This window comes from Streptomyces sp. NPDC050388 (assembly GCF_040655635.1).
Taxonomy (GTDB): Bacteria; Actinomycetota; Actinomycetes; order Streptomycetales; family Streptomycetaceae; genus Streptomyces.
In genome coordinates this window covers 1-25,576 of sequence record NZ_JBFAKH010000038.1, presented here as the reverse complement: position 1 = coordinate 25,576, position 25,576 = coordinate 1, and the positions used below count along the sequence as shown (strand labels likewise).

At 70.9% G+C, this 25,576-nt stretch carries 21 protein-coding genes; 8 read left to right on the top strand and 13 right to left on the bottom strand.

Annotated features, from left to right (window positions below):
- Positions 1–12: 12 nt before the first annotated feature.
- The 6 genes from AB0I73_RS22240 to AB0I73_RS22215 form a co-directional block, all read right to left on the bottom strand.
- A complete protein-coding gene (locus AB0I73_RS22240) occupies positions 13–2,157 on the bottom strand; it encodes a discoidin domain-containing protein (RefSeq protein WP_363039893.1) in 2,145 nt (714 codons plus the stop codon).
- Between the two features lie 77 nt (positions 2,158–2,234).
- Complete coding sequence (locus tag AB0I73_RS22235; protein WP_363039891.1) at positions 2,235–3,923, bottom strand: alpha-amylase family glycosyl hydrolase; 1,689 nt, start codon at positions 3,921–3,923, stop codon at positions 2,235–2,237.
- Positions 3,924–3,959: 36 nt separating this feature from the next.
- Positions 3,960–4,823 carry a carbohydrate ABC transporter permease gene (locus AB0I73_RS22230; protein ID WP_363039889.1) on the bottom strand — a complete coding sequence of 288 codons (864 nt, stop codon included), beginning with the start codon at positions 4,821–4,823 and terminating at the stop codon, positions 3,960–3,962.
- Positions 4,820–5,773, bottom strand: a complete 954-nt coding sequence (locus AB0I73_RS22225; RefSeq protein ID WP_363039887.1) for a sugar ABC transporter permease — start codon at positions 5,771–5,773, stop codon at positions 4,820–4,822. The genes AB0I73_RS22230 and AB0I73_RS22225 overlap by 4 nt, the downstream gene beginning before the upstream one ends.
- A 6-nt stretch (positions 5,774–5,779) precedes the next feature.
- The gene (locus AB0I73_RS22220) at positions 5,780–7,123 is read right to left on the bottom strand and encodes a sugar ABC transporter substrate-binding protein (protein ID WP_363039885.1); all 1,344 of its coding nucleotides are present in this window, start codon (positions 7,121–7,123) and stop codon (positions 5,780–5,782) included.
- 599 nt (positions 7,124–7,722) lie between these two features.
- Positions 7,723–7,998, bottom strand: coding sequence for a hypothetical protein (locus AB0I73_RS22215; protein WP_363039883.1), 276 nt, complete (start codon positions 7,996–7,998; stop codon positions 7,723–7,725).
- A 358-nt stretch (positions 7,999–8,356) separates the two neighbouring features.
- Between AB0I73_RS22215 and AB0I73_RS22210 the strand changes: the two genes are divergently transcribed.
- The 4 genes from AB0I73_RS22210 to AB0I73_RS22195 all read left to right on the top strand — a co-directional run bounded on the left by AB0I73_RS22210 (position 8,357) and on the right by AB0I73_RS22195 (position 12,778).
- The gene (locus AB0I73_RS22210) at positions 8,357–8,677 is read left to right on the top strand and encodes a glycosyltransferase (RefSeq protein WP_363039974.1); all 321 of its coding nucleotides are present in this window, start codon (positions 8,357–8,359) and stop codon (positions 8,675–8,677) included.
- A gap of 260 nt (positions 8,678–8,937) precedes the next feature.
- Positions 8,938–10,431 carry a DUF6056 family protein gene (locus AB0I73_RS22205; protein ID WP_363039881.1) on the top strand — a complete coding sequence of 498 codons (1,494 nt, stop codon included), beginning with the start codon at positions 8,938–8,940 and terminating at the stop codon, positions 10,429–10,431.
- A gap of 538 nt (positions 10,432–10,969) precedes the next feature.
- Complete coding sequence (locus AB0I73_RS22200) at positions 10,970–11,242, top strand: hypothetical protein (RefSeq protein WP_363039879.1); 273 nt, start codon at positions 10,970–10,972, stop codon at positions 11,240–11,242.
- 372 nt (positions 11,243–11,614) lie between these two features.
- On the top strand, positions 11,615–12,778 hold the full coding sequence (locus AB0I73_RS22195) for a ricin-type beta-trefoil lectin domain protein (RefSeq protein ID WP_363039877.1): 1,164 nt from the start codon (positions 11,615–11,617) through the stop codon (positions 12,776–12,778).
- Positions 12,779–13,064: 286 nt separating this feature from the next.
- Here AB0I73_RS22195 and AB0I73_RS22190 read toward each other — a convergent pair whose 3' ends face one another.
- Both AB0I73_RS22190 and AB0I73_RS22185 read right to left on the bottom strand, forming a co-directional pair.
- A complete protein-coding gene (locus AB0I73_RS22190) occupies positions 13,065–14,063 on the bottom strand; it encodes a LacI family DNA-binding transcriptional regulator (RefSeq protein WP_363039874.1) in 999 nt (332 codons plus the stop codon).
- A gap of 86 nt (positions 14,064–14,149) precedes the next feature.
- Positions 14,150–14,812, bottom strand: a complete 663-nt coding sequence (locus AB0I73_RS22185; RefSeq protein WP_363039872.1) for a hypothetical protein — start codon at positions 14,810–14,812, stop codon at positions 14,150–14,152.
- Between the two features lie 223 nt (positions 14,813–15,035).
- Between AB0I73_RS22185 and AB0I73_RS22180 the strand changes: the two genes are divergently transcribed.
- Together AB0I73_RS22180 and AB0I73_RS22175 are read left to right on the top strand one after the other, a co-directional pair.
- Positions 15,036–15,692, top strand: coding sequence for a helix-turn-helix transcriptional regulator (locus AB0I73_RS22180; protein ID WP_363039871.1), 657 nt, complete (start codon positions 15,036–15,038; stop codon positions 15,690–15,692).
- A gap of 150 nt (positions 15,693–15,842) precedes the next feature.
- The gene (locus AB0I73_RS22175) at positions 15,843–16,079 is read left to right on the top strand and encodes a hypothetical protein (protein ID WP_363039869.1); all 237 of its coding nucleotides are present in this window, start codon (positions 15,843–15,845) and stop codon (positions 16,077–16,079) included.
- A gap of 63 nt (positions 16,080–16,142) precedes the next feature.
- On the opposite strand, the gene AB0I73_RS22170 is transcribed toward AB0I73_RS22175, so the two are convergent.
- On the bottom strand, positions 16,143–16,820 hold the full coding sequence (locus AB0I73_RS22170; RefSeq protein WP_363039867.1) for a 4'-phosphopantetheinyl transferase superfamily protein: 678 nt from the start codon (positions 16,818–16,820) through the stop codon (positions 16,143–16,145).
- The gene (locus AB0I73_RS22165; RefSeq protein WP_363039865.1) at positions 16,817–17,707 is read right to left on the bottom strand and encodes a metallophosphoesterase; all 891 of its coding nucleotides are present in this window, start codon (positions 17,705–17,707) and stop codon (positions 16,817–16,819) included. Before AB0I73_RS22165 ends, AB0I73_RS22170 begins: the two co-directional genes overlap by 4 nt.
- A 320-nt stretch (positions 17,708–18,027) precedes the next feature.
- On the opposite strand from AB0I73_RS22165, the gene AB0I73_RS22160 reads away from it, so the two are divergent.
- Entirely contained in the window at positions 18,028–19,179 is a 1,152-nt protein-coding gene (locus AB0I73_RS22160) for an ATP-grasp domain-containing protein (RefSeq protein ID WP_363039863.1), read from the top strand.
- Positions 19,180–19,236: 57 nt separating this feature from the next.
- Here AB0I73_RS22160 and AB0I73_RS22155 read toward each other — a convergent pair whose 3' ends face one another.
- Genes AB0I73_RS22155 through AB0I73_RS22145 form a run of 3 tightly spaced genes read right to left on the bottom strand, consistent with a single transcriptional unit; the run spans position 19,237 to position 23,866 of the window.
- Complete coding sequence (locus AB0I73_RS22155) at positions 19,237–22,302, bottom strand: glycoside hydrolase family 38 C-terminal domain-containing protein (RefSeq protein WP_363039861.1); 3,066 nt, start codon at positions 22,300–22,302, stop codon at positions 19,237–19,239.
- 20 nt (positions 22,303–22,322) lie between these two features.
- A complete protein-coding gene (locus tag AB0I73_RS22150) occupies positions 22,323–23,696 on the bottom strand; it encodes a 6-phospho-beta-glucosidase (RefSeq protein ID WP_363039859.1) in 1,374 nt (457 codons plus the stop codon).
- Positions 23,693–23,866, bottom strand: coding sequence for a hypothetical protein (locus AB0I73_RS22145; RefSeq protein ID WP_363039857.1), 174 nt, complete (start codon positions 23,864–23,866; stop codon positions 23,693–23,695). Before AB0I73_RS22145 ends, AB0I73_RS22150 begins: the two co-directional genes overlap by 4 nt.
- A 195-nt stretch (positions 23,867–24,061) precedes the next feature.
- Between AB0I73_RS22145 and AB0I73_RS22140 the strand changes: the two genes are divergently transcribed.
- Complete coding sequence (locus AB0I73_RS22140; RefSeq protein ID WP_363039855.1) at positions 24,062–25,477, top strand: glycoside hydrolase family 16 protein; 1,416 nt, start codon at positions 24,062–24,064, stop codon at positions 25,475–25,477.
- Positions 25,478–25,576: the final 99 nt, after the last annotated feature.

Here is a 25,576-nt window from a genome sequence, read left to right as displayed (position 1 = left end):
TGCGGAAGGACGTCAGGAGAGATATGCCTCCACTTCGCTGAACTGGGCTGCCGGCCAGCCGGTGTTGCCGGTGACGTGCAGTCGGAGGTGGCGCAGGTCGGTGCCGTCCGGCAGTGTCACGGTGACCGTGTTGCCGGTGGCCGGGTCGAAGCGGTACTCCTTCGCGGCGAGGACCGTCGTGTACGCGGAGCCGTCGGTGCTGCCCTGGACGGCGAGGGTCTGGGTGCGGGTCTGCCACACGGGCTGCGGGGGCAGTTTCAGCACCAGTCGCCGGACGGCCCGGCTGGAGCCGAGGTCCACGGTCAGGGACTGCGGGAAGGCGTGGTTGGCGGACTCCCAGTAGGTGTTCGCGTCGCCGTCGACCGCCTTGGTCGGCGTGTAGACGTCCTGGGAGCCGGTGGCGGTCGCGGGGCGGCCCTGGGCGAGGTTGCGGTCCGGGTCGGGGTCGGGGTTGCCCCCGCCGGGCTTCGGCCAGGTGGAGCAGTCCGACCAGGTGCTGTCCCAGCCGGAGTTGCCGCCGCCGTCGGTGAGGGTGAAGGTGCCCGAACCGGCCGGATAGGGGCAGTTGTAGATGCCGGCCGAACCGATGCCGGTGGCGGTGACGTTCCGGAAGGTGGCGGCGCCCGGTGTCTCGGCCTGGACGACGACCGTACCGGCCCCGTCGACGGTGGCGCCGTCGACGGTGATGTTCTTCGCGGCGTGTCCGCGCCCGCTGCCGGAGACGAACTCGAAGGCGCTGTACGGGCTGTCGGTGATGGTGGTGCCGGTGATCCTGACCTGTGCCTCGATGGCGCTGTCGTAGGAGTCGACTCGTAGGGCGCCCATGGGGTGGTTCCAGTTGGGGTTCATGGCACCGGTGCGGACCAGGGTGTTGCCGTCGACGGTGATCGTCCCGGCCAGCGGGTGGAACGGATCGAGGAACTTCTGGTTGGAGATCGCGATACCGCTGCCCAGCGCGTTGGTGTCGGCGATCAGGTTGCCCCTGACGGTGATGTCGGTGCCGCCGTAGATCGCGATGCCGTTGGCGAGGTTCGGCTGCGAGATGGTGTTGTTCTCGAAACTGCTGTTGCTGTTGGGCCCGTACAGCGACCACATGGCGAGCGAGTCGTCGCCCTGGTTGCGCAGGAAGTTGCCGCGGACCTTCACCCCGCGTGCGTTGCCGTTGAGGTTGAGGCCGTCCGCCGTCATGTCGAGGAAGCGGCTGTCCTGCACGACCAGGTTGTCGTTGTTGCCGGTCAGCCAGAGGCCCACCTTGAGGTGCTGGAGCCACATGCCGGATACGGACGAGTTCGGGCCGAGCGAGCCGTTGACGAAGTTGTCGGGGGCGGAGTCGACCCGCTCGGTGACCTCACCGATGACGGCGAAGTCCTTGATGTGGACGTTGCCGGCGGAATTCGACTGGTCGATGAAGCGGGAGGAGCGCACGACGGAGTGCCAGTGGCCCGCGCCCTGGAGGGTGACGTTCTGGACGCCGCCCAGTGCGGAGGTGAGCCGGTACTCGCCCTGCGGTATCCAGACCACCCCACCCTGAGCCGCGGAGACGGCCTCCCGGAAGGCCTGCGTGGAATCGCCCCGGCCGCTGGGGTCGGCGCCCTTGTCGATGACGGAGACCGAACCGGCCGGTCTGGCGGCGGGCGCGGCCACCTGCTCGAAGTCGGCCACGTCGACGGTGACCTGGACACCCGTGGCCTGAAGGGCGACGGTGTCACCGGCCCGGATGTTCCGGTCGAGCAGCAGGCGCGCGTTGTCGAAGAAGTGGTGGGTCTCGGAGCCTGCGATCCAACCGGTGTCGACGTAGGAGTACTTGGAGGTCACCGGCAGGGTCTTGGCCAGCTTCTCGCCGTTGACGTAGACGTCGAGCGAGCCGGACTGCCCGTCGGGGACGCTGTAGGCGACGTTCACGGCGTTGGCCGCGCGCGGCACCGTGAACTCGACCCGCTGACCGGTGTCGAGCCGGACGGCCCGGCGGCCCGAGGCCTCGGAGGCGAGGGTGCCCTGGGTGTGGTCGGGACCGATCCTGGTCCCGGTGGTCGTGACGGACTCGGCCTCGACCGAGGCGAAGGGGAGGGTGGCGCCCGCGGCGGCGTGGGCGGGCGCGGGCGCGAGGGCGACGAGCATGCCGGCGGTGACGGCGACGACCGCACCAATGGATGACATGCCCCTGACAGTAGGTCTGAACGTGTGCATGGCTGGTCCCTTCGTGGTGGGGGGTGCGGGAACAAGCGGGTGCGGTCTCAGGCGCGCAGCCAGACCGCCGTGTCCTTCGGCAGGCGTCCGTCGGGGTCGAGGGGACCGCTGCCGAGGAGCAGTCCGGTGTGGGCCGGGAGGGCGGCGGGCGCGTCCACGAGGTTCACCACGCAGATGGCGCCGCCGCCCGCGCGGGTGAAGGCGAGTACGCCCTCGGTGGTGGGCAGCCAGGTGAACGGGCCGTCGCCGAAGGCCGGGCGCAGGCGGATCGCCTCGCGGTACAGGGCGAGCATGGAGCCGGGGTCCCGGGCCTGCCGGTCGGCGGCGTACGAGGCCCAGCCGGCGGGCTGTGGCAGCCACGGTTCGCCGCCGAAACCGGCGTGCGGCGCGTCGGCCGTCCACGGCAGCGGCACCCTGCATCCGTCACGTCCGGGGTCGGTGCCCCCGGAGCGGGCGTGCATGGGGTCCTCGATGCGGTCGAGCGGGATGTCGGCCTCGGGCAGGCCGAGTTCCTCGCCCTGGTAGACGTAGACCGCGCCCGGCAGCGCCAGCGACAGCAGGGCGGCGGCGCGGGCCCGGCGGGTGCCCAGGGACAGGTCGGTCGGGGTGCCGAAGGCCTTGGTGGCGAAGTCGAAGCCGGTGTCGGAGCGGCCGTAGCGGGTGACCGTGCGGGTCACGTCGTGGTTGCACAGCACCCAGGTGGCGGGCGCGCCGACGGGGGCGTGCTCGGCGAGCGTCTCGTCGATGGAGGTGCGCAGCCGACCGGCGTCCCAGGGGCAGGTCATGAAGGAGAAGTTGAACGCGGTGTGCAGTTCGTCGGGGCGCAGGTAGCGGGCGAAGCGTTCGGTGTCCGGGAGCCAGACCTCGCCGACGAAGACGGCCCCGTACTCGTCGGCGACGGCCCGCCAGCCGCGGTAGATGTCGTGGAGCTCGTCACGGTCCACGTACGGGTGCGGGTCGAGGCCCTCGGTGAGGTCGGGCAGCAGGGGGTCCTTCGCCGGCAGCGCGGCGGAGTCGATGCGCACGCCGGCCACGCCCCGCTCGAACCAGAACCGCAGGATGTCCTCGTGCTCCTCACGGACGGCGGGGTGCGCCCAGTTGAGGTCGGGCTGCTCGGGGGCGAACAGGTGGAGGTACCAGTCGCCGTCGGAATCAGTGGGGCCCGTAGGGCCTTCCTTGGAAGGGTGGCGGTGGGAGGCGGGGACAACAGGGCCCGTAGGGCCTTCCTTGGAAGGGCGGTGGTGGGAGGCGGGCGGGCGGGTCCAGGCGGGGCCGCCGAACTCCGACCGCCAGTCGTTGGGAGGCAGTTCGCCGCGCTCCCCGCGGCCCCGGCGGAAGTGGAACAGTTCGCGCTCGGGGCCGCCGGCGAGGGCGGCGCGGAACCAGGGGTGCTGGTCGGAGACATGGTTCGGCACGATGTCGACGATCGTGCGGATTCCCATTCCCCGCGCCTCGGTGATGAGTTTCTCCGCCTCGGCGAGGGTGCCGAAGGCCGGGTCGATCGCCCGGTAGTCGGCGACGTCGTAGCCGCCGTCCTTCATCGGGGACAGGTACCAGGGGGTGAACCACAGGGCGTCCACGCCGAGTTCTGCGAGGTAGGGCAGCTTAGCGCGGACTCCGGCCAGGTCGCCGGTGCCGTCGCCGTCGCCGTCGGCGAAGCTGCGGACGTACACCTGGTAGATGACGGCGGAGCGCCACCAGTCGTCGTCGTTTCGGGCAGGGGTGGGCTGTCCCACGGTGCGTGCCTTTCTTCTGGGTGGACGGATTCGGCGTCAGCCCTTGGTGCCGCCCGCGCTGATCCCGGCGACGATGTGCCGCTGGAAGACGAGGAACAGCGCGACCATGGGGATGCTGGCGATCACCATCGCAGCGATGAGTACGGTCAGTTGGACGTTCTGCGACAACTGCACGAGGGCCACGCTGATCGGCTGTTTCCCGGTGTCGGAGAAGACCATCAGCGGCCACAGGAAGTCCTGCCACACGGCGACCAGCGCGAAGATCGACACCACGCCGAGCACCGGGCGCGACAGGGGCAGGACGATCGACCACAGGGTGCGCAGTTTCCCGGCACCGTCGATTGCGGCGGCCTCCAGCACGTCCCGGGGCAGTTGATCGAAGAACCGCTTGAGCAGATAGAGGTTGAAGGCGTTGGCGACGGCCGGCAGCCAGACGGCGAGGGGGTCGTTGAGGAGGCCGAGGTCCGCCACGGTCAGGTACTTCGGTACGACGAGGGCCTGCGCGGGGACCATCAGGGTGGCGAGGATGCCGCCGAGGATCACCCTGCCGAAGGCGGGCCGGAGCTTGGACAGCGCGTAGGCGGCGGCCGTGCAGAACACCAGCTGGAACAGCCAGGCACCGGCCGCCTGCACCACCGTGTTCCACAGGTGGGTCGGCAGTCGCATCAGGTCCCAGGCGTCGGTGTACCCGCTCGTGCCCCACTGCTCCGGGAGGAGGGTGGGCGGGGTGCGTGCCACCTCGTCCGGTGACTTCGCCGCGCCGCTCACCATCCAGTAGACGGGGAAGAGGAAGGCGAGCGCGAACAGGACGACGACGCCGGTGAACACGGTCCAGTAGACGGCCCTGCCGGGCTGCCGGGCCAGGACGGCCGGGGAGACGAGGGTGCGGGTGCCGCTCACGTCGCCTCCTTCGGGGAGCCGGTGAGTCGGAGGTAGAGGGCGGAGAACAGACCGAGCAGGGCGAGGAGCATCACGCTCAGCGCGCAGGCGCCGCCGAAGTCGTTGTAGAGGAAGGCGTACTTGTAGATGAGGTAGAGGACGGTGACGGTGGCGTTCTCCGGTCCGCCGCCGGTGATCACGAAGGGTTCGGTGAACACCTGCATGGTGGCGATGACCTGAAGCAGCATCAGCATGAGAATGACGAACCTGGTCTGCGGGATCGTCACGTGTCGGATGCGCTGGAGCAGGCTCGCGCCGTCGAGTTCGGCGGCCTCGTACAGTTCGCCGGGGATGGACTGGAGGGCGGCGAGGTAGACGAGGACGGTGCCGCCCATGTTGGCCCAGGTGGCGACGATGACCAGGGACACCAGGGCGGTGTCGGCACCGTTGGACCAGTTCGAGGTGGGCAGGTGCAGGAACCGCAGCGCCTCGTTGGCGAGGCCGGTGCCGGGGTCGTAGAACCATTTCCACAACAGGGCGCTGACCACCGGCGGGATCATCACCGGCAGGTAGACGACGACGCGGAAGAACGCCTTGGCGTGCCGGAGTTCGTTCAGCACCAGGGCCAGGACGAACGGGACGGCGAAGCCGATGAGCAGGGCGAGCAGGGTGAAGCCGAGGGTGTTGCGCCAGGCCGCGCCGAACTCGGGGTCGTCCAGGACGCGGGTGAAGTTGGCGGTGCCGACCCATTCGGACGGTGAGCCCGGTGTGTATCTCTGGAACGCGATCACGACCGCGCGGATCGCCGGGTACCAGGAGAACAGGGCGAAGCAGACGAGGCCGCCGAGGAGGAAGCCGTAGGCGTGCAGTTGGTCGGTGAGGCGGCGCCCTCTCCGGCTCCCGGCCGGGAACCGCACCCGCACCGGGTGGAGCTCGGCGGCCTCGGCGGGCTGGCGTACGACCGTCTTCATCGTCGGTCAGCCCCGGGCCAGGATGCCGTCGATCTTGCCGGAGGCGTCCTTCAGGAGCCGGTCGATGTCGGCGTCCTCCTTGGTGAGCACCGCGGAGACGACGCCGTCGAGGACGGAGTAGAGCTGTTGTGCCCGCGGCGGCTCGATCTTCATCTCCAGGCTCTGGTTGCCGTCGAGGAAGGCCCGGTAGTTCCCCACCGGGACGTTGGCGTTGGCCTTCTTGACCTGCTGGTCCTTTGCGTCGGCGGCGCCGGTGAACAGCCGGGGCTCGGGCAGGCCGACCGGCGCGTCGTTCTTCCTGGCGCGGGCGTAGTCGCCGAGGAAGCCGTCGCCGGGGGTGAGGAACATGTGGTCGAGCCACTTGAGGCCGGCCCTGATCTGCTCGGGTGAGGCCTTCTTGTTGACCATGTAGCCGTCGCCGCCGATGAGGGTGGCCTTGCCGCCGGGCATGGGGGCGAGGGCGAGGTCCTTGTACTCGGCCCCCTTCTCCTTCACCAGGATCGGGATGTTGTCGGGGGCGGCGAGATACATGCCGAGCCTGCCGGCGCCCATCATCTGCTGGACGTCGTTGATCACGAGCAGTTGCTTGCTGCCCATGGAGTCGTCCTTCCACCGCATGTCGTGCAGGGTCCGCAGCACGGCGCGGCCTTCGGGCGAGTCGACGGCCGCCTTCTCACCGTCGGGGGTGACGACGTCCCCGCCCTGGGAGTAGAGCTCTGCGGTGAAGTGCCAGCCGCCCTGGTTCTGGGCGCTGTAGTCGGCGTAGCCGACGGTGCCGTCGCCGAGTGCGGCGATACGCTTCGCGGCGGCTCGGACCTCGGCCCAGGTGGTGGGCGGCCGGTCGGGATCGAGGCCGGCCTTCTCGAAGAGCGCCCGGTTGTAGACCAGCCCCATGGAGTAGCCGGTGCGGGGTACGCCGTAGACCTTGCCGTCGACGGTGTAGATGTCCCGCAACTGCTGCTGGATCGTCCCGTAGCTCTTCAACTCCTTGAGGTACGGGGTGAGATCGGCTGCCTGGTTGATGTCGACGACATGCCCGGCGTCGGTGAAGTAGGTGTAGAACACGTCCTCCATCTGCCCCCCGGCGAGCTTGGCGTCGAAGGTCTTCGGGTCCTGGCAGGGGAACGCGTCGTGCGGGACGACGTCGATGTCCGGGTTCTCCTTCTCGAAGGCGGCGATGTCCTCCTCGAAGAACCGGCGGTCGACCTTCGCGCTCTTGGGCGGCATGCAGTTGACCGTGATGCGGGTCTTGCCGTCGGCCGCCTGGTCGTCGTTCGAGCCGCAGGCGGTGAGGGTGAGGGCGCCGACGCCTAGCGCGACGAGGGTACGGCGGATCCCGGTGCTTCTCATCGGTGGACCCCTCTGGGACAGGAGCGGGTGAACCCCTCGGACAGGAGCGGTGGGCGGGGCACACTCAAGCACCGACGACAGGGGTCCGCAAGATGTCGCGCAAATTTTGAAATTATTCGACAGCAGTCCGGAAACAGGGATGGAGGAGGCCGACCGCGTCCAGGCCGAGCCGGCCTCGGCCGAGCGGGAACGGCAGGAGTGCGGGAACGGCAGGAGCGGGTGATCGCCCGCGGACGGGTCGATACGGTGCCGGCCCCGGAGGGCGACGGCACCGCCGGGGCGAAGGCCGTCACGGATCCGCCGGATGCGGACGCGCGGTCGGCGCCCCGGGACGCGGCGAGGCCGAAGTCACCGGTTCCGGTGTGGCGCCAGGGGCCGGCCCGGTCGGCGCTGTCGGTGGACGACCGGCGCATCGTGCGGGTGGGGCCGGCCGGGCCCGCCTCGGGCAGGGGCCGGTCCCCTGCCAGGAGATGGCCGCCGTCTTCGGCATGGGGACGTGGTACCGGCACGGGTGGTGGCACTGCGGTCGAAGTCCCCGGAGGGGCCGACCCCAGAAACGCCCGGTCGCGCGCGGCCGGCCGAGCCGACGCCGGGCCGGTTCACCCTCGCTGCGGGCGTGGCCGGGCCGGGCGGCGGGTCACGAGCAGCGTCATCGACCAGTGGACCATCACCTCGGCCCCGCCGATGCGGCGTTCGACGTCGCGCACCAGGCGGCGACTTCGCATCAGGCGGGCGAAGAGGTGCTCGACGATCCCCCGTCGGGGCGGCATCACGAAGCCGCGCCTGTCGTCGCTGCGTTTGACGATCGCCAGGACCAGGGCGAACGTGGACAGGCGGCAACCGACGAGGCTGCCGTGCAGCCGCCGTCGGCCCACACCAGCTCCAGCCGGTGGTGCGCGTCGGCCACCCGCGCCGACAGGACCCGGGCAGCGGAGCGCTTCCCCGGCGGCGGGCGGTGCTGTCCACCGCCATGACCAACAGCTCGGCACCGACCTCCGGAGTGCCTCCCGAACCGCTGCAGAGACACTGCTCCTCGGCGCATCCAGAGCCACCCGTGCAGATCAATGAAACGGTCATGCCTAAAAGGAAGTGATATGCATCGAATGGACATGCATGCACATGAGACCCGTCACCAGTCCAGCGAGATGGTTCACGAGAGGTTTCCACCATGAGCCATATGCGTGACATCAGGTGCAGGAATTCGCGGTGCACCGGGTTCAGGGCCTTCCCCGGATGCGCGGCCACAACCCATCGGCTGCTCCAGAGGGGGCATGCCCGGTGACCACTCTGCGAATCTCCACCATGGCGCCCTGCTTCAATGGGTCCGAAGCCATCGAAACGTCCCACGCCGCACTGCTCTCGGCCATTGAACCCACCCGGCAGGCGTTCGAGGTCTGCTGTGTGGATGACCGCAGCAGCGACGACACGCGCTCCCTGCTGAGGGGGAGCCGCCGTCGTCGACCCGCGCATTCGCCGCACGGCCTTCAGCCGGAACTCCGGCAAGGAAGCCGCCCTGCTCGCCGGTCCACGCATGGCTCAGGGGCGCGGTCGTGATGATGGACGCCGACCTCCAGCACCCACCGGAACTCCTTCCCCGCGTGTTCGAGCTGCGTCGGCAGGGCTTCGACCACGTGGTCGTCCAACGCGACCGTGCAGCTGAGGGCGTCGTACGGGCTGCCCTCAGCCGTGCCTGCCACAGACCGGTGCGCCACCGCACGGACGTCGACGTGGTCGACGGGCCAGGGGACGTCGGACGCCGTCACCCCGGACGGTGGCCGGCCTGCCCGACCGATCGATGAAAGGCAGTACCGCGCATGATCTTCGGCGGGTCCGGAACGACGGACCCAGAGCAGTCGGACAAGGCCGGTGAGCCCATCCGGAGACAACGCACCCGATCCGGACGCCCGTGGGCGCAGCACTGGGCTGCGGTCTTCTCCCTGGTGCCCCTCGGGGTGCTCGCCGCGGCCATGTGGTTCGGGCGCTGGGTCAGGCCCAGTGGGGACGAGTGGTGCTTCCTGCCCGTGGTGCGCGACAGCGGCCTCACAGGCATGCTCGAGAAGTTCTACGTCCATGACAACGGGCGGGTCGCGAATGCCCTGCTCGTCTGGGCCTATGCGCGTTTCGGCGTTCCCGGACACCAGTGGTTCGCGCTGATCAGCGGTCTCGTGGTGGTGGGCGTCCTCTGGGCCGTGACCCTCGCGGCCGTGCGCCGGGCCGGCGTGACCGTGCCCCGGGGGGTGCCGCTCCTGGTGGCGTCCATGGTGACGGTCGTCTTCCTGTTCGCGTCCCCCAACACCTACAAGACCTTCTACTGGCCGGCGGCCTCGGTCTCGCACACCCTGGCCCCCGTACTGGCCGGCGCGGCGGTGACCCCGTTGCTCCGAGCGCGCTCACGCACGGCGGAGATCACTGCGCTGGTCGTCGTCTTCCTGGCCGGCGTCTTCATCGGCACCCTCTCGGAGCAGAGTTCCCTCTGCGTGCTGGTCCTCCTGAGCGGCGTGCTGCTCCTCGGCCGCTGGATCGTCACCGGGCCCCGGCGAAGCCACGTACGGCTCTGGTGTCTCGTGGGAACCGCGGGAACGGTGATCGGTACCTTGGTGCTCGTCACGTCTCCGGGATCACGCAACCGACGTCATGGGCGCGATGCGGGGGTGGCATCCATGCTCGCTCCCGAATCCCTGATCGGGGCCGCCAAGGGCTTCGTCCGGATCCTCGGAACCCTCCTCACCACCTGGCCGTACGCGGGGGCGGTCGCGGCCGGCGTCCTGCTGGGCGCGCTCGCCACGAGGGCGGACGGCGGCACAGCCCCGTCGGTGAAACCCCTCTTGCCGATGAACGCCGCCATCCTCGCGTTCCTGCTCTCCGGCTACCTCTGCACCCTCGCTGCCTATCCCGTCTTCGGCCCGGGGGTGGTGGCCTCCACCCGGTTGTGGAACGACTTCCGGTTCCTCTACATCATGCTGCTCCTCGGCTTCGGCGTGTTCCTGGGGCACCGGCTGCGACGACGCGCCCCGCACCCGGTGGCTCCGGTGGTGGTCGGCACAGCCGTCTGCGGCCTGGTGTGCGTCGTGCTCGCCCTCTCCCTCCACCAGCTCGAACACAGCATGCAGGTGCGGGCCCGTCAATGGGACCGCCAGGACCAGTGGCTCCGCACACAGGCGGAGGGTGGTGCCCGGGAACTGCCGTACCGGTCCACACCGATCAGCAAGATGACGGAGCCCGTCGACGGGGCCTGGCCCAGCGGCTGCGTCGCGAGGTACTACCACCTGGATCGCATCACCCCCGCACGGGTGTTCCCCTGGCAGTGACGCCTCCCTCGCCCCGCCCCGCACGGGGCACAGGCCGAACCGGAGCGGAGTACCGTGACGAGGGGAAGACGGGCGACGGGGACCGCCCGGTCTCCCGGGCGACGTGCGTGCGCCCCTGGGGACGCCGGTGGAGGTGTCCGTCTCGACTGCTCGTTGCCCGCTCACACGGCGCCCCGAACGGATCTGAGTGTCGAAGAGGTGTGGGTACGGAACTGACGGATCCTCGCAGAGCCCGTGGGATCCGTGGGAAAGATGACGGTACCGATCCCACCGGACGGGCCCGGCGAGGTGCGGGTGGCCGTGCGGGGCGGATCGGAGTCCTGCGCGGCGTGGTCGGCCGTGGCGATCGACGGGGGGCGCGCGTTCTGGTCGTCGACTCCCCGCCGGCGCGCCCGGTCCTCGTGGAGGCGCTGCCGTCCTGATCCACTGCGTCTGACGGACCCGAGGTGGGCCCCATGTTGTTCTGGCAGGACCCCGCGCCCGACGGAGCGATGCCCACCTCCGGTTCCTCTCGGAACAAAGCCGGACGGAAGAGCCGGTGGGACGGATCTTCGCCGGGCACCTGCGCTCGATCGTCGGCGGACTCACGGTGGAGCAGATCATCCGTGAGCGCAGCGGGGTCGCCCGGGGGGCCCTGAGTCCCGGCCGCGTAGGAGGTGCATTCGACATGGATGCGGAACGTGCCCGCCGCATGGTGGAACTGCTGCGTGCCCGTGGTGTGATGGCCCATCTCGTGGAGGCAGGAGTCTACGAGTTCGGAATCCGCGTGGTCCTCGATGGCGGAATCAGGCGTGCACACGCCCGCGGGTGACCCGTTCGGCCCCGCCGGGCAACCCGACGGACATGGCGTCACCCTCCACAGGGCACCATGCGCGTCAGACGGGGTTCGAGGCAGCGACGGGACTGGAGGGGCCACTGGTCCCGGCAGCGGGTGTCAGCAGGACGAAACAGTACGAGTGGTGAGGGTGGACGGAGGGTGGAACACAAGGATGCTTCCCGAAAGGGGAAAAACGGGCGCCGATGGCCCCATCAGGCAGCTCTCTTCGCTCTGTGCGGGGCGTTGACCCTCGCGCCGGCGAGCAGCCTGCCTTCGCCCCTCGTCCCCTCCGGGGCCGAGAACCCGGTCACCACGGGCCTCGACGGCATCGCCGGACGGACGGATTGCCCCCGCACCCTGGTCGGAGTGGCCCACGAGGACGATGACCTCCTGTTCACCAGCCCGCGCGTCGCGCAGTCGGTGGAACGGATGTGCCCGGTGCATGTGGTCTACCTGACCGCCGGCAACAAAGGGCATCCTGCCGGTACCGGCAGTTTCGCCGCCCGCCGCGAGGCGGGTGTACAACGTGCGTACGCGCGGCTGGCGCGAGCGGTGAAGAGCTGGACGCCGGACCCCCTGCGGGCGGGCGCGGAACGGATCCCCTCCTATGTCCTCCGCAGCCGCGGCGGAGAGATCCGCCTCACCTTCTTCCGGTTGCCGGACGGCTTCCCCATGGGCGGCGGATCCGCGCTGGACAGACACCAAAGCCTGCTCCGTCTGTTCCAAGGGAAGGTCACTTTTATCGATGCTCTGGACTCTTCACGCCGCTACAGCGAAAAGCAGCTGGTGGCTGAATTGTCGACCATCATGAAACAGTGGAGAGCAGACGATTTATTGACACTCGATTTTGACAATGTGAAATTCGGCAGGCCGAAGGTGAAGGGTGCGGACCACAGCGATCACGGCATTTCGGCACGCTATTTCCGTAGTGCCGCGTACGCGCTGCCGGTCAGACCCCATATCACTCCGTATCTCGGTTACGGAATCTCTCTTCTACCGGCCAATCTTGACGCCGCCGAGCGCAGATCCAAGAAGATCGGGCTCGGCGCCTACACCGAGACGGTGGGATGTGTGACACACCACTGTCTGCGCCCGGACGTCATCTCCCCCACCTATCGGACCTGGCTCGCTCGGCAGTACCCCCGGAGGCACCGCGCCCCGAAACAGGGGGAGATCCTCTCGGACATCGGCAAGGCACCCGCAGCCGGGGCCACCGAGCTGTGCCTGGCCGCCCGGGAGACCTCCAGGGCGAGTACACGCCCGTGCGACGGTTCACCGTCTCAGACCTGGGAGTTCGTGCCGGACGGGACCGTCCGGTCGGCCCACTCCACGGGATGCCTCACCAGCGGCCCCGAGGTCGGACTTCGCCCCTGCTCCGGCAGGCCGGAGCAGATCTGGCGGCGGGACGGGCACGGCCGCCTGGAAGCCGGAGGCCGCTGTCTGACTCAGGACGACATGGCCCGGATCGCGCCCCGCCTGCACATGGATGACTGTGCTCCGTACCGACCGGAGGTCACTTGGCGGTGGTGAGCCCCGCAGGGGCCGCCCGCAGTCCGCCCCGCGACCCCGAAGGCGATCCGCGACCAACCGGACCGGGGCGGGGTCGAATGGGTCGGCCGAGACGGGCCGCTCGGCTCCGGTCGTGGAAGACGAGACCGGTCCCACCGGGACTGCTGCGAGCAGCACAGCGGTCAGCAGCCGCGCGAAGCGCGGGATGCCGCCGCGATCGCCACCGAGTGCCCCCTACCGAGTGCTCCCTGCTCGCGAGACCGGGTTGGACGACCGCTTCCACCGATTTCTCGTGTCGGAGTCAGACTCAGGGGCGGGGCGCCTGCGCGGTCGACCCCCGTACCACCAGCTCGGGCTCGAACAACAACTCCTCGGCGGTCACCGAACGCCCGTTGATCTGCGCGTTCAGCAGTTCCACCACGGCCTTGCCCATGGCCTCGATGGGCTGGCGGACGGTGGTGAGCGGTGGCTCGGTGCAGTTCATCAGGGCCGAGTCGTCGTACCCCACGACCGAGATCTGCGAGGGGACGTCCAGCCCCTTGCGGCGGGCGGCCCGAACGGCGCCGAGGGCGAGGGGGTCGCTGGCGCAGATGAAGCCGGTGACGCCCCGGTCGATGAGCCGGGCGGCGGCGGCGTGCCCGCCCTCGATGGAGAACATGGCGCGGGCGACGTGCGCGTCGGGCACCTCCGCGGCGACCGCGCGGGCGGCGGCCAGTTTGCGGGCCGACGGCACGTGGTCGGCGGGACCGAGCACCAGGCCGATCCGCTCGTGACCGAGCGAGGCCAGATGCCGCCACGCCTGCTCCACGGCCACGGCGTCATCACAGGAGACGCCCGGAAAACCCAGGTGCTCTATGGCCGCGTTGACGAGGACGACGGGGATGTTCCGCTCGGCGAGCTGCCGGTAGTGGTCGTGGGGAGCGTCCGCCTGGGCGTAGAGCCCGCCGGCGAAGACGACGCCGGACACCTGCTGCTGGAGCAGCAGCGTCACGTAGTCCGCCTCGGAGACACCGCCCCGGGTCTGGGTGCACAGCACCGGCGTCAGCCCCAGCTGGGCCAGCGCGCCACCGATGACCTCGGCGAAGGCGGGGAAGATCGGGTTCTGCAACTCGGGCAGCACCAGGCCGACCAGCCGGGCGCGCTCACCGCGCAGCTGGGTGGGCCGCTCGTAGCCGAGCACATCCAGCGCGGACAGCACCGCCTGCCGGGTGGCCTCGGAAACTCCCGGCTTGCCGTTGAGCACCCGACTGACCGTGGCCTCACTGACCCCGACCTTCTTCGCCACCACAGCAAGCCGTCGCGTCATGAACGCAAGAATAGCGCAAGCCCTGCAAGCCACTTGCGTGGCTTGCGGGAAGTGCTCGCGTCATGGCGGTGCCGTCACGGCAGGAGTCAGTCGGCCGCCGACACGACGCTGAGGTGGGAGGCGGCACGACGGTGCCCGCGGCGGCGGGACGGGGCGCGGCGCGTCTCGCGCAGGACCAGCGTGAGCCGGGTGCAGTCCATGCCCTCGAGGATTCTGGTCGTCTCCACGACGAGACGGCAGTCGGTGACTCCCCAACGCGGATCGGGGTGGCGCAACGGCCTTACCGCGCCGTCGTGTTCGGCGGCCTGCTCGCCGACGGCACGGAGCCAGTGCGGCAGTCCCTGCCGGTAGGCCGCCTCCATGATGGGGTCCTGGGCGATGTCCCGGCGGATGGCCTGCAGCCCGTGGTCGTGGCCGTCCCGCTCCACCGTCTTGGCGAAGTGGGCCAGCATCGGCAGGCACCAGCTCGACTCGTGTTCGCCCAGCACCGTGGAGGCGTCCGGGTGGAAGAGGACGAACCGGAGGAAGTTGTCGCCGGGCATGGCCGTCGGATGCGGTTCGACATCCCGGAAAAGTGTCTGGAAAGCAGCGTTCGCCAGCAGTACGTCCCAGCGGTGGTCGACCACCAGGGAGGGAAAGGGGACCGCGTTCAGGAACACGGCGTAGTCCTCCAGATAGGCCTGCGCCTCGGGAGTCTCGAAGACGGGCAGCCGCGGTGTCGGCCGCTGCCCTCCTGCCTGATGTGCCATCGGGAGGTCACCCCTCTTGCCTGTGCGGCCTTGACGCGGCGCCCCGATCCTGCTGCCCTGATGTGAGGCGTGTCAACTATCGTGGCATTCCATGTCCGTTGACGGCTGAAATTGGACACAGTTGTGGCGAGACCTGGATGTGAGTTCGAGACACGGGCTAGTCTCCGTGAAGTTCATGGCAAACGCTCGTGAGAAGCCTGTGAGAGACGTAGGAGATCTGTCGGTGACGGGTGGCTTCGAGGGTCCGGACACCGCGCCGACGACCGCGCTGTCGGCCGTCGTCGCCCGCGTCACCGTACTCGCCGACCGGCTCGAGGTGCCGCACGCCGAGATCTTCGACGTCGGCCGGCTGTCCGCGGCGTCCGGCGTTCCGGAACCGGTGGTCAAGGCTCTGCTGAGCGGCAGGCCCGCGGGCGAGCCCGAGGTGCAGACCCGGTTCGTGCAGCGTCTGGACCTGCTGCGCCGTACCCGGCTCAAGCCGAACGGCCGCAAGTACACGCAGCAGGAGATCGCGGACGGCGCGGGCATGTCCCGCCAGCAGGCCGGCGCCCTGATCAACGGCGACCGGCGTCCCACCATGGAACACTGCGACGCCATCCAGCGGTTCTTCCGGGTGCACGCCGGATTCCTCACCGCCGAGGACCCCGAAGCACTCGCGGACGCCCTCCGGCACACCGAGCAGGAACTGCTGCAGACCCTCGCGGACCGTGAGCGGCGGGCCGCCGCCGCGGCCGACGACCCGCTGGAGCGGCTGCTGCGGGACCACGGCGTGCGCGGAATCGCGTGGCGGGCCGCACAACTCCCCACCGACCAGCACCGCGACAAGGTCGCGGAGTGGCTGGACATGCTCCTGGAGAGCGTCCAGCGACCCCCCTCCTGACCTGGGGAACGCCGGTGGGACGCTGCTCCGCCGGACGGGCGGAGCGGCGGGCGGCACAGCCCGACTGTCAGTGGTGGACGGCAGGCTGGAGGCGTGCCCGCACCGGGCGGGACGCCTGATGCCGGATCACGACCTGGGGAGAGCCGAGCGATGCCCACCACCGTACTGACCGACCACGAGCGCACCGCCGTCCGGGCCTATCTGCGGCTGCTGCACACGGTGCGCGCCGCCTACGACGCGGAGAGCGGCCCGCCGGACACCCGCAGGCCCCCGGTCGTCGCGCCCTCGGTCCTCGCGGAGGCGGAGACCGCCCTGGCCCGAGCCGGGCTGAGCGGCAACGAGGAGGCCTTCTTCCGGATGCTCCGCGACTGGCATCCGGGGCGGTGACCGGGAGAGCAGGGCCGGGCCGACGCCCGTGCCGCGCGACGGCGGGGCGCCGCGTCGCCCCCGTCAGCCGTGGGGTACGGCGACCGCCGTCGCGACCAGGCCGCTCTCGGCGGTCCAGCGGCCCGCGAAGTGGTCGAGGCGACGGTCGCCCACCCACGGGCCGGGGACCAGGAGCGCCGCCCGGAAACCGCCGCGCGTCCGTTCGCCGGGATCGGTGAACAGCTCGATGTCGGCCTCCATGAAGTCCAGCCACTTCCCCGTGAGCGGGAACCACGCCTTGTAGACGGCCTCCTTGGCGCTGAACAGCAGCCGGTCCCAGTGCACCTCGGGCCGCTCCACGGCCAGTCGGCCGATCCGCTCCGCCTCCCCGGGCAGGGCGACGGAGGACAGCACCCCCTCGGGCAGCGGCCCCTGGACCTCCGCGTCGATGCCGAGGGAGGCCAGGTCGTCGGCCCGGACGAGGGCGGCGGCGCAGTAGCCCGTGCAGTGGGTCATGCTGCCGACCAGCCCGGCCGGCCAGCCCGGTGCGCCGCGCTCGCCGGGCAGCACGGGCTGCGGGGGCACTCCGAGCTTCTCCATGGCCCGGCGGGCGCAGGAGCGTACCGCCCGGAACTCCCGGCGGCGCTTCTCGACCGCCCGCTCCATGAGCGCCGCCTCCTCCGGGTAGAGCGGAGCGTCGGCGCCCTCGTCGCCGCGGGCCTCCACGACGACGACCGTGGCCGGCAGCAGTTCCTCGATCACCGGGTCCCTCCCTCGGGCTCGCCCTTGCTTCCGTCCGCGTGCCCACCCGGCACGATCCGGTGCAGCCGTCCCGGTGGCGCCGCCCGCCTGCGCCATTCGCGGGGGTAGCCCACGGACACCTCCTCGAAGGGGACGCCGTCCTGGCGGGTGCTGCGCGGGATGTGGAGGTGGCCGTAGACCATCGTGTGGACGTTGAACCTGCGGTGCCAGTCGTCGGTCAGCTCGGTGCCGCACCACATGGCGAACTCGGGGTACCACAGGACGTCCGTGGGGTGCCGGTGCAGCGGGTAGTGGTTGACGAGGACGACGGGCAGGTCGTCCGGCAGTGCGGCGAGCCGGCGTTCGGTCTCCTCGACCCGGGCCCGGCACCAGGCCTCCCGGCTCGGGTACGGGTCGGGGTGCAGCAGGTGCTCGTCGGTGCAGACGACGCCGGTGCCGTGCGCGTACGCCAGTCCTTCGTCCTTGGTGGCGCAACCGGTGGGCAGGAACGTGTAGTCGTACAGCAGGAACAGCGGGGCCACGGCCACCGGACCGCCGGGGCCGTCCCAGACCGGGTAGGGGTCCTCGGGGGTGGTCACACCGAGCTCTCGGCACTGTTCGACGAGGTGGTCGTAGCGGGCGACGCCGCGCAGGGTGACGGTGTCTCTCGGGTGGGTCCACAGTTCGTGGTTTCCGGGCGCCCAGACGACCTTCCGGAACCGGCCGGCGAGTGTCTTGAGCGCCCAGCGGATGTCGTCCACCGTCTCCGCGACGTCCCCGGCCACGAGGAGCCAGTCCTCGTCCGACTCGGGGTGCATCCGCTCGACCAGCGCACGGTTCTCCTCGTAACCGATGTGCAGGTCGCTGATCCCCCACATCTGTCCGTCGCCGCCGGCCGTGGACGCCACTCGTCGCCTCCTGGAGATGAACGAACAACCCGTACGGACAGCATGCACTCCCCGAGCGCTTCGAGCAGGGGGACCCCGGCGTCCGCGAACACTCCCAAGGGATCACATCCGTGTCGCCCGGACAAGGGCGGTTCCCCCCGGAGTCTCCCGGGAAACCGTGACACGCCCGTGGTTCGGCCCCGGGCGCCGAAGCCGTATGATCGGCCCCGACACCACCGCATGGAAGAGCCCTTCGCACAGGGCCGTTCGGTGACCCTCCACACCCTCTGCCCGGGCACGGGCCGCTGAGGCCTGCCCGCACACCGTGAAAGGCGGCCTGCATGGCCTCATGCGTACGAGTATGGCTCAACCGCACGTACGCGGAGAACGTGTTCTTCATCGATCAGGTGAGAAGGAATCCCGACGACCGGGCCGTCGAGATCCATGCCACGCACGGCGACCCCGACTCCCCCGTACTGGCCGCGGCCGACACCGCCGAGCTGGAACCCGAGAACCTGTCCCCGGCGGCGTACGTCGAGTACGCGCTCGCCCAGTGCGCGCGGCGCGGCGTCGACGTGTTCGTGCCCCGGCTGCACCAGGGGGCGATCGTCGCGCACCGCGCGGAGTTCGAGGCGGCCGGTACGGCGCTGCTGGCGCCGCCGCCCGAGGCCGTGGCCGTCTTCCGCGACAAGGTGATCGCCTACGAGGCCGTGCAGGCGATCGGGGTGCCCGTGCCGCCGTGGTGGCGGGTGCGGTCGGCGGACGAGCTGGTCCGTGCCGTGGAGGAGCTGGAGGCGCTGGGGCACCGGGCGTGCTTCAAGCCCGCCTCCGGTGCGGGCGGTGTGGGCTTCCGGGTGATCACCCGTGCCCCCTTCGCCCTCGGGCAGCTGAGCGGTTTCCCCAGCCCGCGGGTGCCGCTCGATCTGGTGCTGGCGGCGGTGCGGCAGGCGGAGGAGCCGGTGGACTGGCTGGTGATGCCGGTGCTCGAGCAGCCGGAGGTGTCGGTGGACTGTCTCACCGGGCCGGACAACCGGGTCCGGCTGGCCGTCGGCCGCACCAAGAACGGCCGTCGCAGGGGGTTCACCCTGCACGAGCGGTGGCTGGAGCCGGCCCGGCGGATCGCGGAGGGTTTCGGCCTGCGCCATCTGTCCAACATCCAGTTCCGGATGTTCGGCGAACAGCCGGTGCTGATGGACGTCAACACCCGCCCCGCCGGTGGCCTGCACCAGCTGTCGCTGTGCGGGGTGAACGCGCCGTGGGCCGCCGTGCGGCTGGCGCTCGGCGAGGACCCTGGTGAGATCTCCCCGCCCTTCCTGGGCCAGGACTACTCGGTGGTGTCCGGCCCGCGTCCGCTGCGCCCCGTGTCGGCGCCACAGCTGCGCCCCGACCTGCCCGCGGAGCTGCCCGCGCCCGCGCTGAGCGGCGTACCGGCCGCGGCGGTGGCCGGGGACGCCGTGGCCGGTGGCCCGGCCTGGGGCCCGGGCCACCGGTAGGGGCGGTCGGCCGCTGTCAGGGGGCCGGCCGACCCGGTGCACACGGTGCGCGGGCGGTCAGTCCCGGTTCCGGTCCACCGTCAGCCGCAGGGTCAGCACCTGGAACGGACGCAGGGCCACGGGCACGCTGTCGCCGTCGGTGTCCGCCGGTTCCAGCGGCCGCTCCAGGAGGTCGGTCACCCGGGCCCCGCCGAGGGGGAAGCCGGTGCGCAGGGTGCCGGTGGCACGTCCGCCGCGGGATTCGTAGAGGCGGACGACGACATCGCCGGAGGCGTCGTCGGCGAGCTTGACCGCCTCGACGGTCACGCCCCGGCCGTCCACCGAGACGACCGGGGCCGGTGCGCCCGCCGCCCGGGCCACACGCAGCGGCAGGTTGAGCGCGTAGCCCTCCGCGACGGCGTCCTCGATGCCCGCGCCGGGCAGCAGCGCGTAGGTGAAGCGGTGCGGGCCCTGGTCGGCCTCGGGGTCCGGGATCCGCGGGGCGCGCACCAGGCTGAGGCGGACCGTCGTGGTCGTGCCCCCGTCGTCGCGGACCGTGCGGGTCACGTCGTGGCCGTACGTCGAGTCGTTGAGGACGGCGACGCCGTAGCCGGGTTCGCCGATGTGCACCCAGCGGTGACCGGAGACCTCGAAGCGGGCCGCCTCCCAACTGGTGTTGGTGTGGGTGGGGCGCTGAACGTGACCGAACTGGATCTCCGCGGAGGAGTGCGGGGCCCGGATGTCGAACGGGAAACCGGCCTTGAGGATCTTCTCGGCCTCGTGCCAGTCGATCTCGGTCTCGAAGTCGATCCGGGGGCTGCCGGCGCGCAGGGTGATCGTCTGGGCGATCCGTGAGCCGTTGCCGAAGGCACGCTCCACCCGCACCGCGCCGACCAGCGGATCCTGTGCGACGACGGTGACGGACTCGGCGGCGGACAGCTCGGTGGACCGGTTCCGGTAGTGCTGGTCGATGTCCCAGGCGTCCCAGTGGTTGGGGAGGTCCGTGTGCAGCCGGAGCAGGTTGCCCGGACCGGCCAGCACCTCGCGGTCGGAGCGGAGGTCGTGGACGGACGCCAGCGTGCCGTCGTCCGCCAGTCGCACCCGCACCATCCCGTTGTCGAGCACCCGCTCCGTGACGGTCACCGGCCGGGGGCGGGGGGAGTCGGCCGGCGCCTCCAGGGGTGCGCTGCCGTTCGCGGGCGCGGTCGTCCACACCGGCGCTCCCCCGGGTGTCCGGATCACCTCGGCGCGGTCGTACGGACTGGTGTTGAACACCCGGAGGCCCGAGCCCTCGCCCAGGGCGGCGATCGCCTCCCCCGTCAGCGCCTCCAGTTCCCGTGCGACCCTGGCGTACTCCGCCTCCGCCTCCCGGTGCACCCAGGCGATGGACGAGCCGGGCAGGATGTCGTGGAACTGGTGCAGCAGGACCGTCTTCCACAGCCGGTCGAGTGTCTCGTACGGGTAGGCGTGGTCCGGCGTGTGCAGTGCCGCCGTGGTGGCCCACAACTCGGCCTCGCGCAGGAGGTGTTCGCTGCGCCGGTTGCCCTGCTTGGTGCGGGCCTGGCTGGTGTAGGTGGCGCGGTGCAGTTCCAGGTAGAGCTCGCCGTTCCAGACCGGGGCGTCGGGATACTCCTCGCGCGCCTTGGCGAAGAAGGCGTCGGGGTGCTCGACGACGACCTTCGGGGATCCCTCCAGATCGGCCAGCCGGCGGGCCCGTTCCATGTGTTCGCGGGTGGGACCGCCGCCGCCGTCGCCCCAGCCGAACGGTGCGAGCGAGCGGGTACCGCCGCCCTTCTCACGGTAGTTGCGCACGGCGCGGGCCATCTCCTCGCCGGTGAGGGCGGCGTTGTAGGTGTCGACCGGCGGGAAGTGCGTGAAGATGCGGGTGCCGTCGATGCCCTCCCACCAGAAGGTGTGGTGCGGGAACCTGTTGGTCTGGTTCCAGGAGATCTTCTGGGTGAGGAACCACTCGTTGCCGGCGAGCTTGGCGAGTTGCGGGTAGGCGGCGGTGTAGCCGAAGGAGTCGGGCAGCCAGACGCCCTTGGTCTCGATGCCGAAGTGCTCGATGAAGAACCGTTTGCCGTGGACCAGTTGACGGACCAGGGCCTCGCCGCCGGGCAGGTTGCCGTCGGCCTCCACCCACATGCCGCCGACCGGCGCCCACTGGCCCTTGTCGACGGCTTTCCTGATCCCCTCCCACACCTGCGGGTAGTGGTCGCGCACCCACGCGTACTGCTGGGCCTGCGAGCAGGCGAAGACGAAGTCGTCGTACTCGCCGGCGAGCGCGGTGACGTTGGAGAAGGTGCGGGACGTCTTGCGCCGGGTCTCGCGCAGCGGCCACAGCCAGGCGGAGTCGATGTGGGCGTGCCCGACGCCGGACACGGTGTGCGCGCTGGCGTGCGCGGGCTTCGCGAGGACGGGGGCGAGGACCTCGCGGGCGGCGGGGGCGCTGCCGGAGACGTCGTCGAGGTCGAGGGCGTCCACGGCCCGGTCGAGGGCGTGCGCGATCTCGTGCCGGCGTGGCTCGTGTTCGCCCAGTTCGGCCATGAGTTCACGCAGCACGCACAGGTCCAGGTCGAGGTGCCAGACCGGTTCGTCGAGGACGGCGAGATCAGCGCCGCGGAACACGTACAGCGGTGTGTCGCCCGCCGTGCGCCGGTCGCCGAGCGGGGTCGGGCGGGCGAAGCCGTCGGCCAGGATGTCGGGGTTGGAGGCCGCCTCGACCAGGTAGTCGATCTCCTCGCCGCCCGCGGCCCGGCGGGCGACCGGAACATACCGGTTGAGCGGGTTGACCGCCTTCAGCGGGGTGCCGTCGGTCAGGTGCACCAGGGCTTCGGCCTGGAAGCCCGGCCCGGCGCCGGTGAAGCCGAGGTCGATGACCGCCTCGACGCGCCGACCGGCCCATGCGGCGGGGACCTGCCCGCGCATCCGGAACCAGGTGGTGCCCCAGGGCGGACCCCACGGGGTGTTCCTGGCGAAGGGCTCGTAGGGGGCGGCTGCGGCCTGCGCGAAGGGGACCGGCTCGCCCGGCACGTGCCAGGCCTCGACGGTGAGCGGGACGGTGGTGGCGTAGAGCGCGGGCTTGACGCGCTGGGTGTGGACGCGCTCGACGCGGCCCTCGATCCGATGGCGTTCGTCATGCATGAAGTGCTCTCCTCACGGGGCTACTTGAGGTGGGCGAGGCCGGGATGGACAGCCGTGTAGCCGTCGACGAGGCGACGGGCCACGTTCACGGAGTCGACGAGCGGGTGCAGCGCGAAGGCCTTGACCGCCCGGGCGCGGGAGCCGGACTCGGCGGCCTGGAGCACCTCGCGCTCGACCGCCTTGACCGCGCAGACCAGGCCGGTGGCGTGGCCCGGCAGCGGGTCGACGGAGACCGGGTGCGCGCCGCCGGCGTCGACGAGGCACGGGACTTCGATGACGGCTTCCGCGTCGAGTGCCGAAAGGGTGCTGCGGTTGCGGACGTTGAGGATCAGGGTGGTCCGTTCGTCGCGGGCGACGGCCCGCATCAGCGCGAGAGCCACCTTCTCGTAGCCGCCGGACAGGTCGTCCTCGTCGCGGTCACCGGCGCCGGCGGTTTCGCGGTTCTCCGCCATGTAGGTGGCCTCGCGTTCGGCGCGGGTGCGGTTCCAGGTGTCCAGAGCGGGGGTGCCGGGGGTGCCGGGGGTGCCGGGGGTGCCGGTGGCGTCGGGGCCGCCCACCTGCGCGTAGAACCGGGCCTGCTGGTCGTGGAGGAAGGCGCCGCGGGTCTTCTCCGCCTGTCGGTGGGCGCGTACGGTCTCCCGGTTGAAGTAGTAGTAGTGCAGGTACTCGTTGGGGATCGCGCCGAGGGACTGGAGCCAGTCGGCGCCGAAGAGCCGGCCCTCCTCGAAGGAGCCGAGCAGGTGGCGGTCGGCGAGCAGGCGCGGGAGTTCGTCGCGGCCCTTGACGCGCAGGCCGCGCACCCAGCCGAGGTGGTTGAGGCCGACGTAGTCGATCCACGCCTCCCGCGGGTTCGCGCCGAGCACCCGGGCGACGCGGCGGCCGAGGCCGACCGGCGAGTCGCAGATGCCGATGACGCGGTCGCCGAGGTGGCGGGACATGGCCTCGGTGACCAGGCCCGCCGGGTTGGTGAAGTTGATGACCCAGGCGTCGGGGGCGAGGCGGGCCACCCGGGCGGCGATGTCGACGGCGACGGGGACGGTGCGCAGTCCGTAGGCGATGCCGCCCGCGCCGACCGTCTCCTGCCCGAGGACGCCCTCGGCGAGCGCGACCCGTTCGTCGTTCGCACGGCCCTCGAGGCCGCCGACGCGGATCGCGGAGAAGACGAAGTCGGCGCCGCGCAGGGCGTCGTCCAGATCGGTGGTGGTGGTCACCTCGGGAGCGTCGGGCACGCCGGCCGCCTGCTCGGCCAGCACGCGGGCGATCGCATACAGTCGACGATCGTCCACGTCATGGAGGACGACCCGGGTCACCCGCCCCTCGGCGTGGTCCTCGAGGAGCGCGCCGTACACCAGCGGTACCCGGAATCCTCCGCCGCCCAGAATCGTCAGTTTCACGTCTGCACCCTTCCCTTCTCGACGGCACCGATGCCGTCGACGCCGTTGACGGCATCGACACCAGCATGTCCGGCCGACCCGAGCGGGGCGGAGGCCGGAGCGAGCTCTGAGGTACGGGGCGTCCGTACGCCGTCGTTGTGGCGCGGTTGCACCCGTTCGCGTCGATTCACGGGATGAACTCTGCCCGCGCAGAAAGACTTTCTCGGTTACACCTCTTGACGGCCACGGGGCCGCAGAGCACATTGGCGACGCTCTGAGAGCGCTCTCAGAACCATCGAGCCGAGCTCTTCGAGCACTCCCCGCACGCACCTGTGCACCCCCATCCGTTCTCGCGTCCGCATCCGCATCCGAGAGGCAGCCCCCACATGAGTGACACCTCCGGCACCCCCCGCAGATCCCGGTCCCTCCGCAGACCCCGCCCGCTGCGGCGGGCGCTGCTCGCCGTCGTCGGCACGCTCGGGCTCACCGCGGCCGCCGCCACGGCCGCCGTCCCGTCGGCGAGCGCCGCCGCCCCGCCCCCGCCGTCGGGCTGGAACCAGGTCTTCGTGGACGACTTCAACGGCGCCGCGGGCAGCGGTGCCAACACCTCCAACTGGCAGTACGCGACCGGCAAGGGCTACCCGGGCGGCCCCGCCAACTGGGGCACCGGCGAGATCGAGACGATGACGTCGAGCCCGGAGAACGTCTCCCTCGACGGCAACGGCAACCTCCGTATCACCCCGCGACGGGACGCCTCCGGCAACTGGACCTCGGGCCGCATCGAGACCAACCGTTCCGACTTCCAGCCGCCCGCCGGGGGCACGCTGCGCGTCGAGAGCCGCATCCAGGTGCCGAACGTGACCGGCGCCGCCGCCAAGGGCTACTGGCCGGCGTTCTGGATGCTGGGCGCGCCGTACCGGGGCAACTACTGGAACTGGCCGTCCGTCGGCGAGCTCGACATCATGGAGAACACGCAGGGCAACAACACCGTCTTCGCCACGATGCACTGCGGCACCGCACCCGGCGGGCCGTGCAACGAGAACAGCGGCATCGGCGGTTCGACCACCTGTCAGGGCACGACCTGCCAGGCCGGCTTCCACACCTACCGGCTGGAGTGGGACCGCTCGTCGAGCGTGGAGGAGATCCGCTTCTCCCTCGACGGAAACAACTTCCACACCGTGCGGGAGAACCAGGTCGACGCGACGACCTGGAGGAACGCCACCGCCCACGGCTTCTTCATCATCCTCAACGTGGCGATGGGCGGCGGCTTCCCCGACGCCTTCGGCGGCGGCCCGGACGGCGGTACCCAGCCCGGCCACTCGATGCTCGTCGACTACGTCCAGGTGCTGAGCTCCGGCGGCGGTGGCACCACGCCCCCGCCGACCGGCAACCGGGACGCCTACGGCACCATCCAGGCCGAGTCCTTCGACGCCCAGTCCGGCACGATGACGGAGCCCACCTCGGACTCCGGCGGCGGCCAGAACGTGGGTGCGCTGGCCAACGGTGACTGGCTGCAGTACAAGGGCGTCAACTTCGGCTCCTCCGCGGCCCGGCAGTTCTCCGCCCGGGTGGCGAGCGGTGCGCCGAGCGGGGTCAGCGGCCTGGTCGAGGTACGCCTGGACAGCCGCGACAACGCGCCCGTCGGGAGTTTCGCGGTGGGCAACACGGGCGGCTGGCAGTCGTGGCGGACGGTCCCGGCGAACATCACCTCCGTGACGGGCACGCACGACGTGTATCTGACCTTCACCAGCGGCCAGCCGCAGGACTTCGTGAACGTCAACTGGTTCACCTTCGGCCGCTGACCACCGGCACCGGCGGTGACGGTCTCTCCCCGGGCCATCGCCACGGAACTCACCGCTGCCGCCGTCTCCGTCCCCACGGCCGCCCCCGCGTCGGCGTCC

What these genes read in the sequence shown, in the direction of transcription:
- AB0I73_RS22240 (WP_363039893.1), bottom strand. Translation starts at nt 2,157, where the DNA reads ATGTCATCCATTGGTGCGGTCGTCGCCGTCACCGCCGGCATGCTCGTC.
- AB0I73_RS22220 (WP_363039885.1), bottom strand. Translation starts at nt 7,123, where the DNA reads ATGAGAAGCACCGGGATCCGCCGTACCCTCGTCGCGCTAGGCGTCGGC.
- AB0I73_RS22185 (WP_363039872.1), bottom strand. Translation starts at nt 14,812, where the DNA reads ATGGCACATCAGGCAGGAGGGCAGCGGCCGACACCGCGGCTGCCCGTC.
- AB0I73_RS22225 (WP_363039887.1), bottom strand. Translation starts at nt 5,773, where the DNA reads ATGAAGACGGTCGTACGCCAGCCCGCCGAGGCCGCCGAGCTCCACCCG.
- AB0I73_RS22155 (WP_363039861.1), bottom strand. Translation starts at nt 22,302, where the DNA reads ATGCATGACGAACGCCATCGGATCGAGGGCCGCGTCGAGCGCGTCCAC.
- AB0I73_RS22190 (WP_363039874.1), bottom strand. Translation starts at nt 14,063, where the DNA reads ATGACGCGACGGCTTGCTGTGGTGGCGAAGAAGGTCGGGGTCAGTGAG.
- AB0I73_RS22210 (WP_363039974.1), top strand. Translation starts at nt 8,357, where the DNA reads ATGCGCGGCCACAACCCATCGGCTGCTCCAGAGGGGGCATGCCCGGTG.
- AB0I73_RS22205 (WP_363039881.1), top strand. Translation starts at nt 8,938, where the DNA reads ATGATCTTCGGCGGGTCCGGAACGACGGACCCAGAGCAGTCGGACAAG.
- AB0I73_RS22160 (WP_363039863.1), top strand. Translation starts at nt 18,028, where the DNA reads ATGGCCTCATGCGTACGAGTATGGCTCAACCGCACGTACGCGGAGAAC.
- AB0I73_RS22140 (WP_363039855.1), top strand. Translation starts at nt 24,062, where the DNA reads ATGAGTGACACCTCCGGCACCCCCCGCAGATCCCGGTCCCTCCGCAGA.
- AB0I73_RS22175 (WP_363039869.1), top strand. Translation starts at nt 15,843, where the DNA reads ATGCCCACCACCGTACTGACCGACCACGAGCGCACCGCCGTCCGGGCC.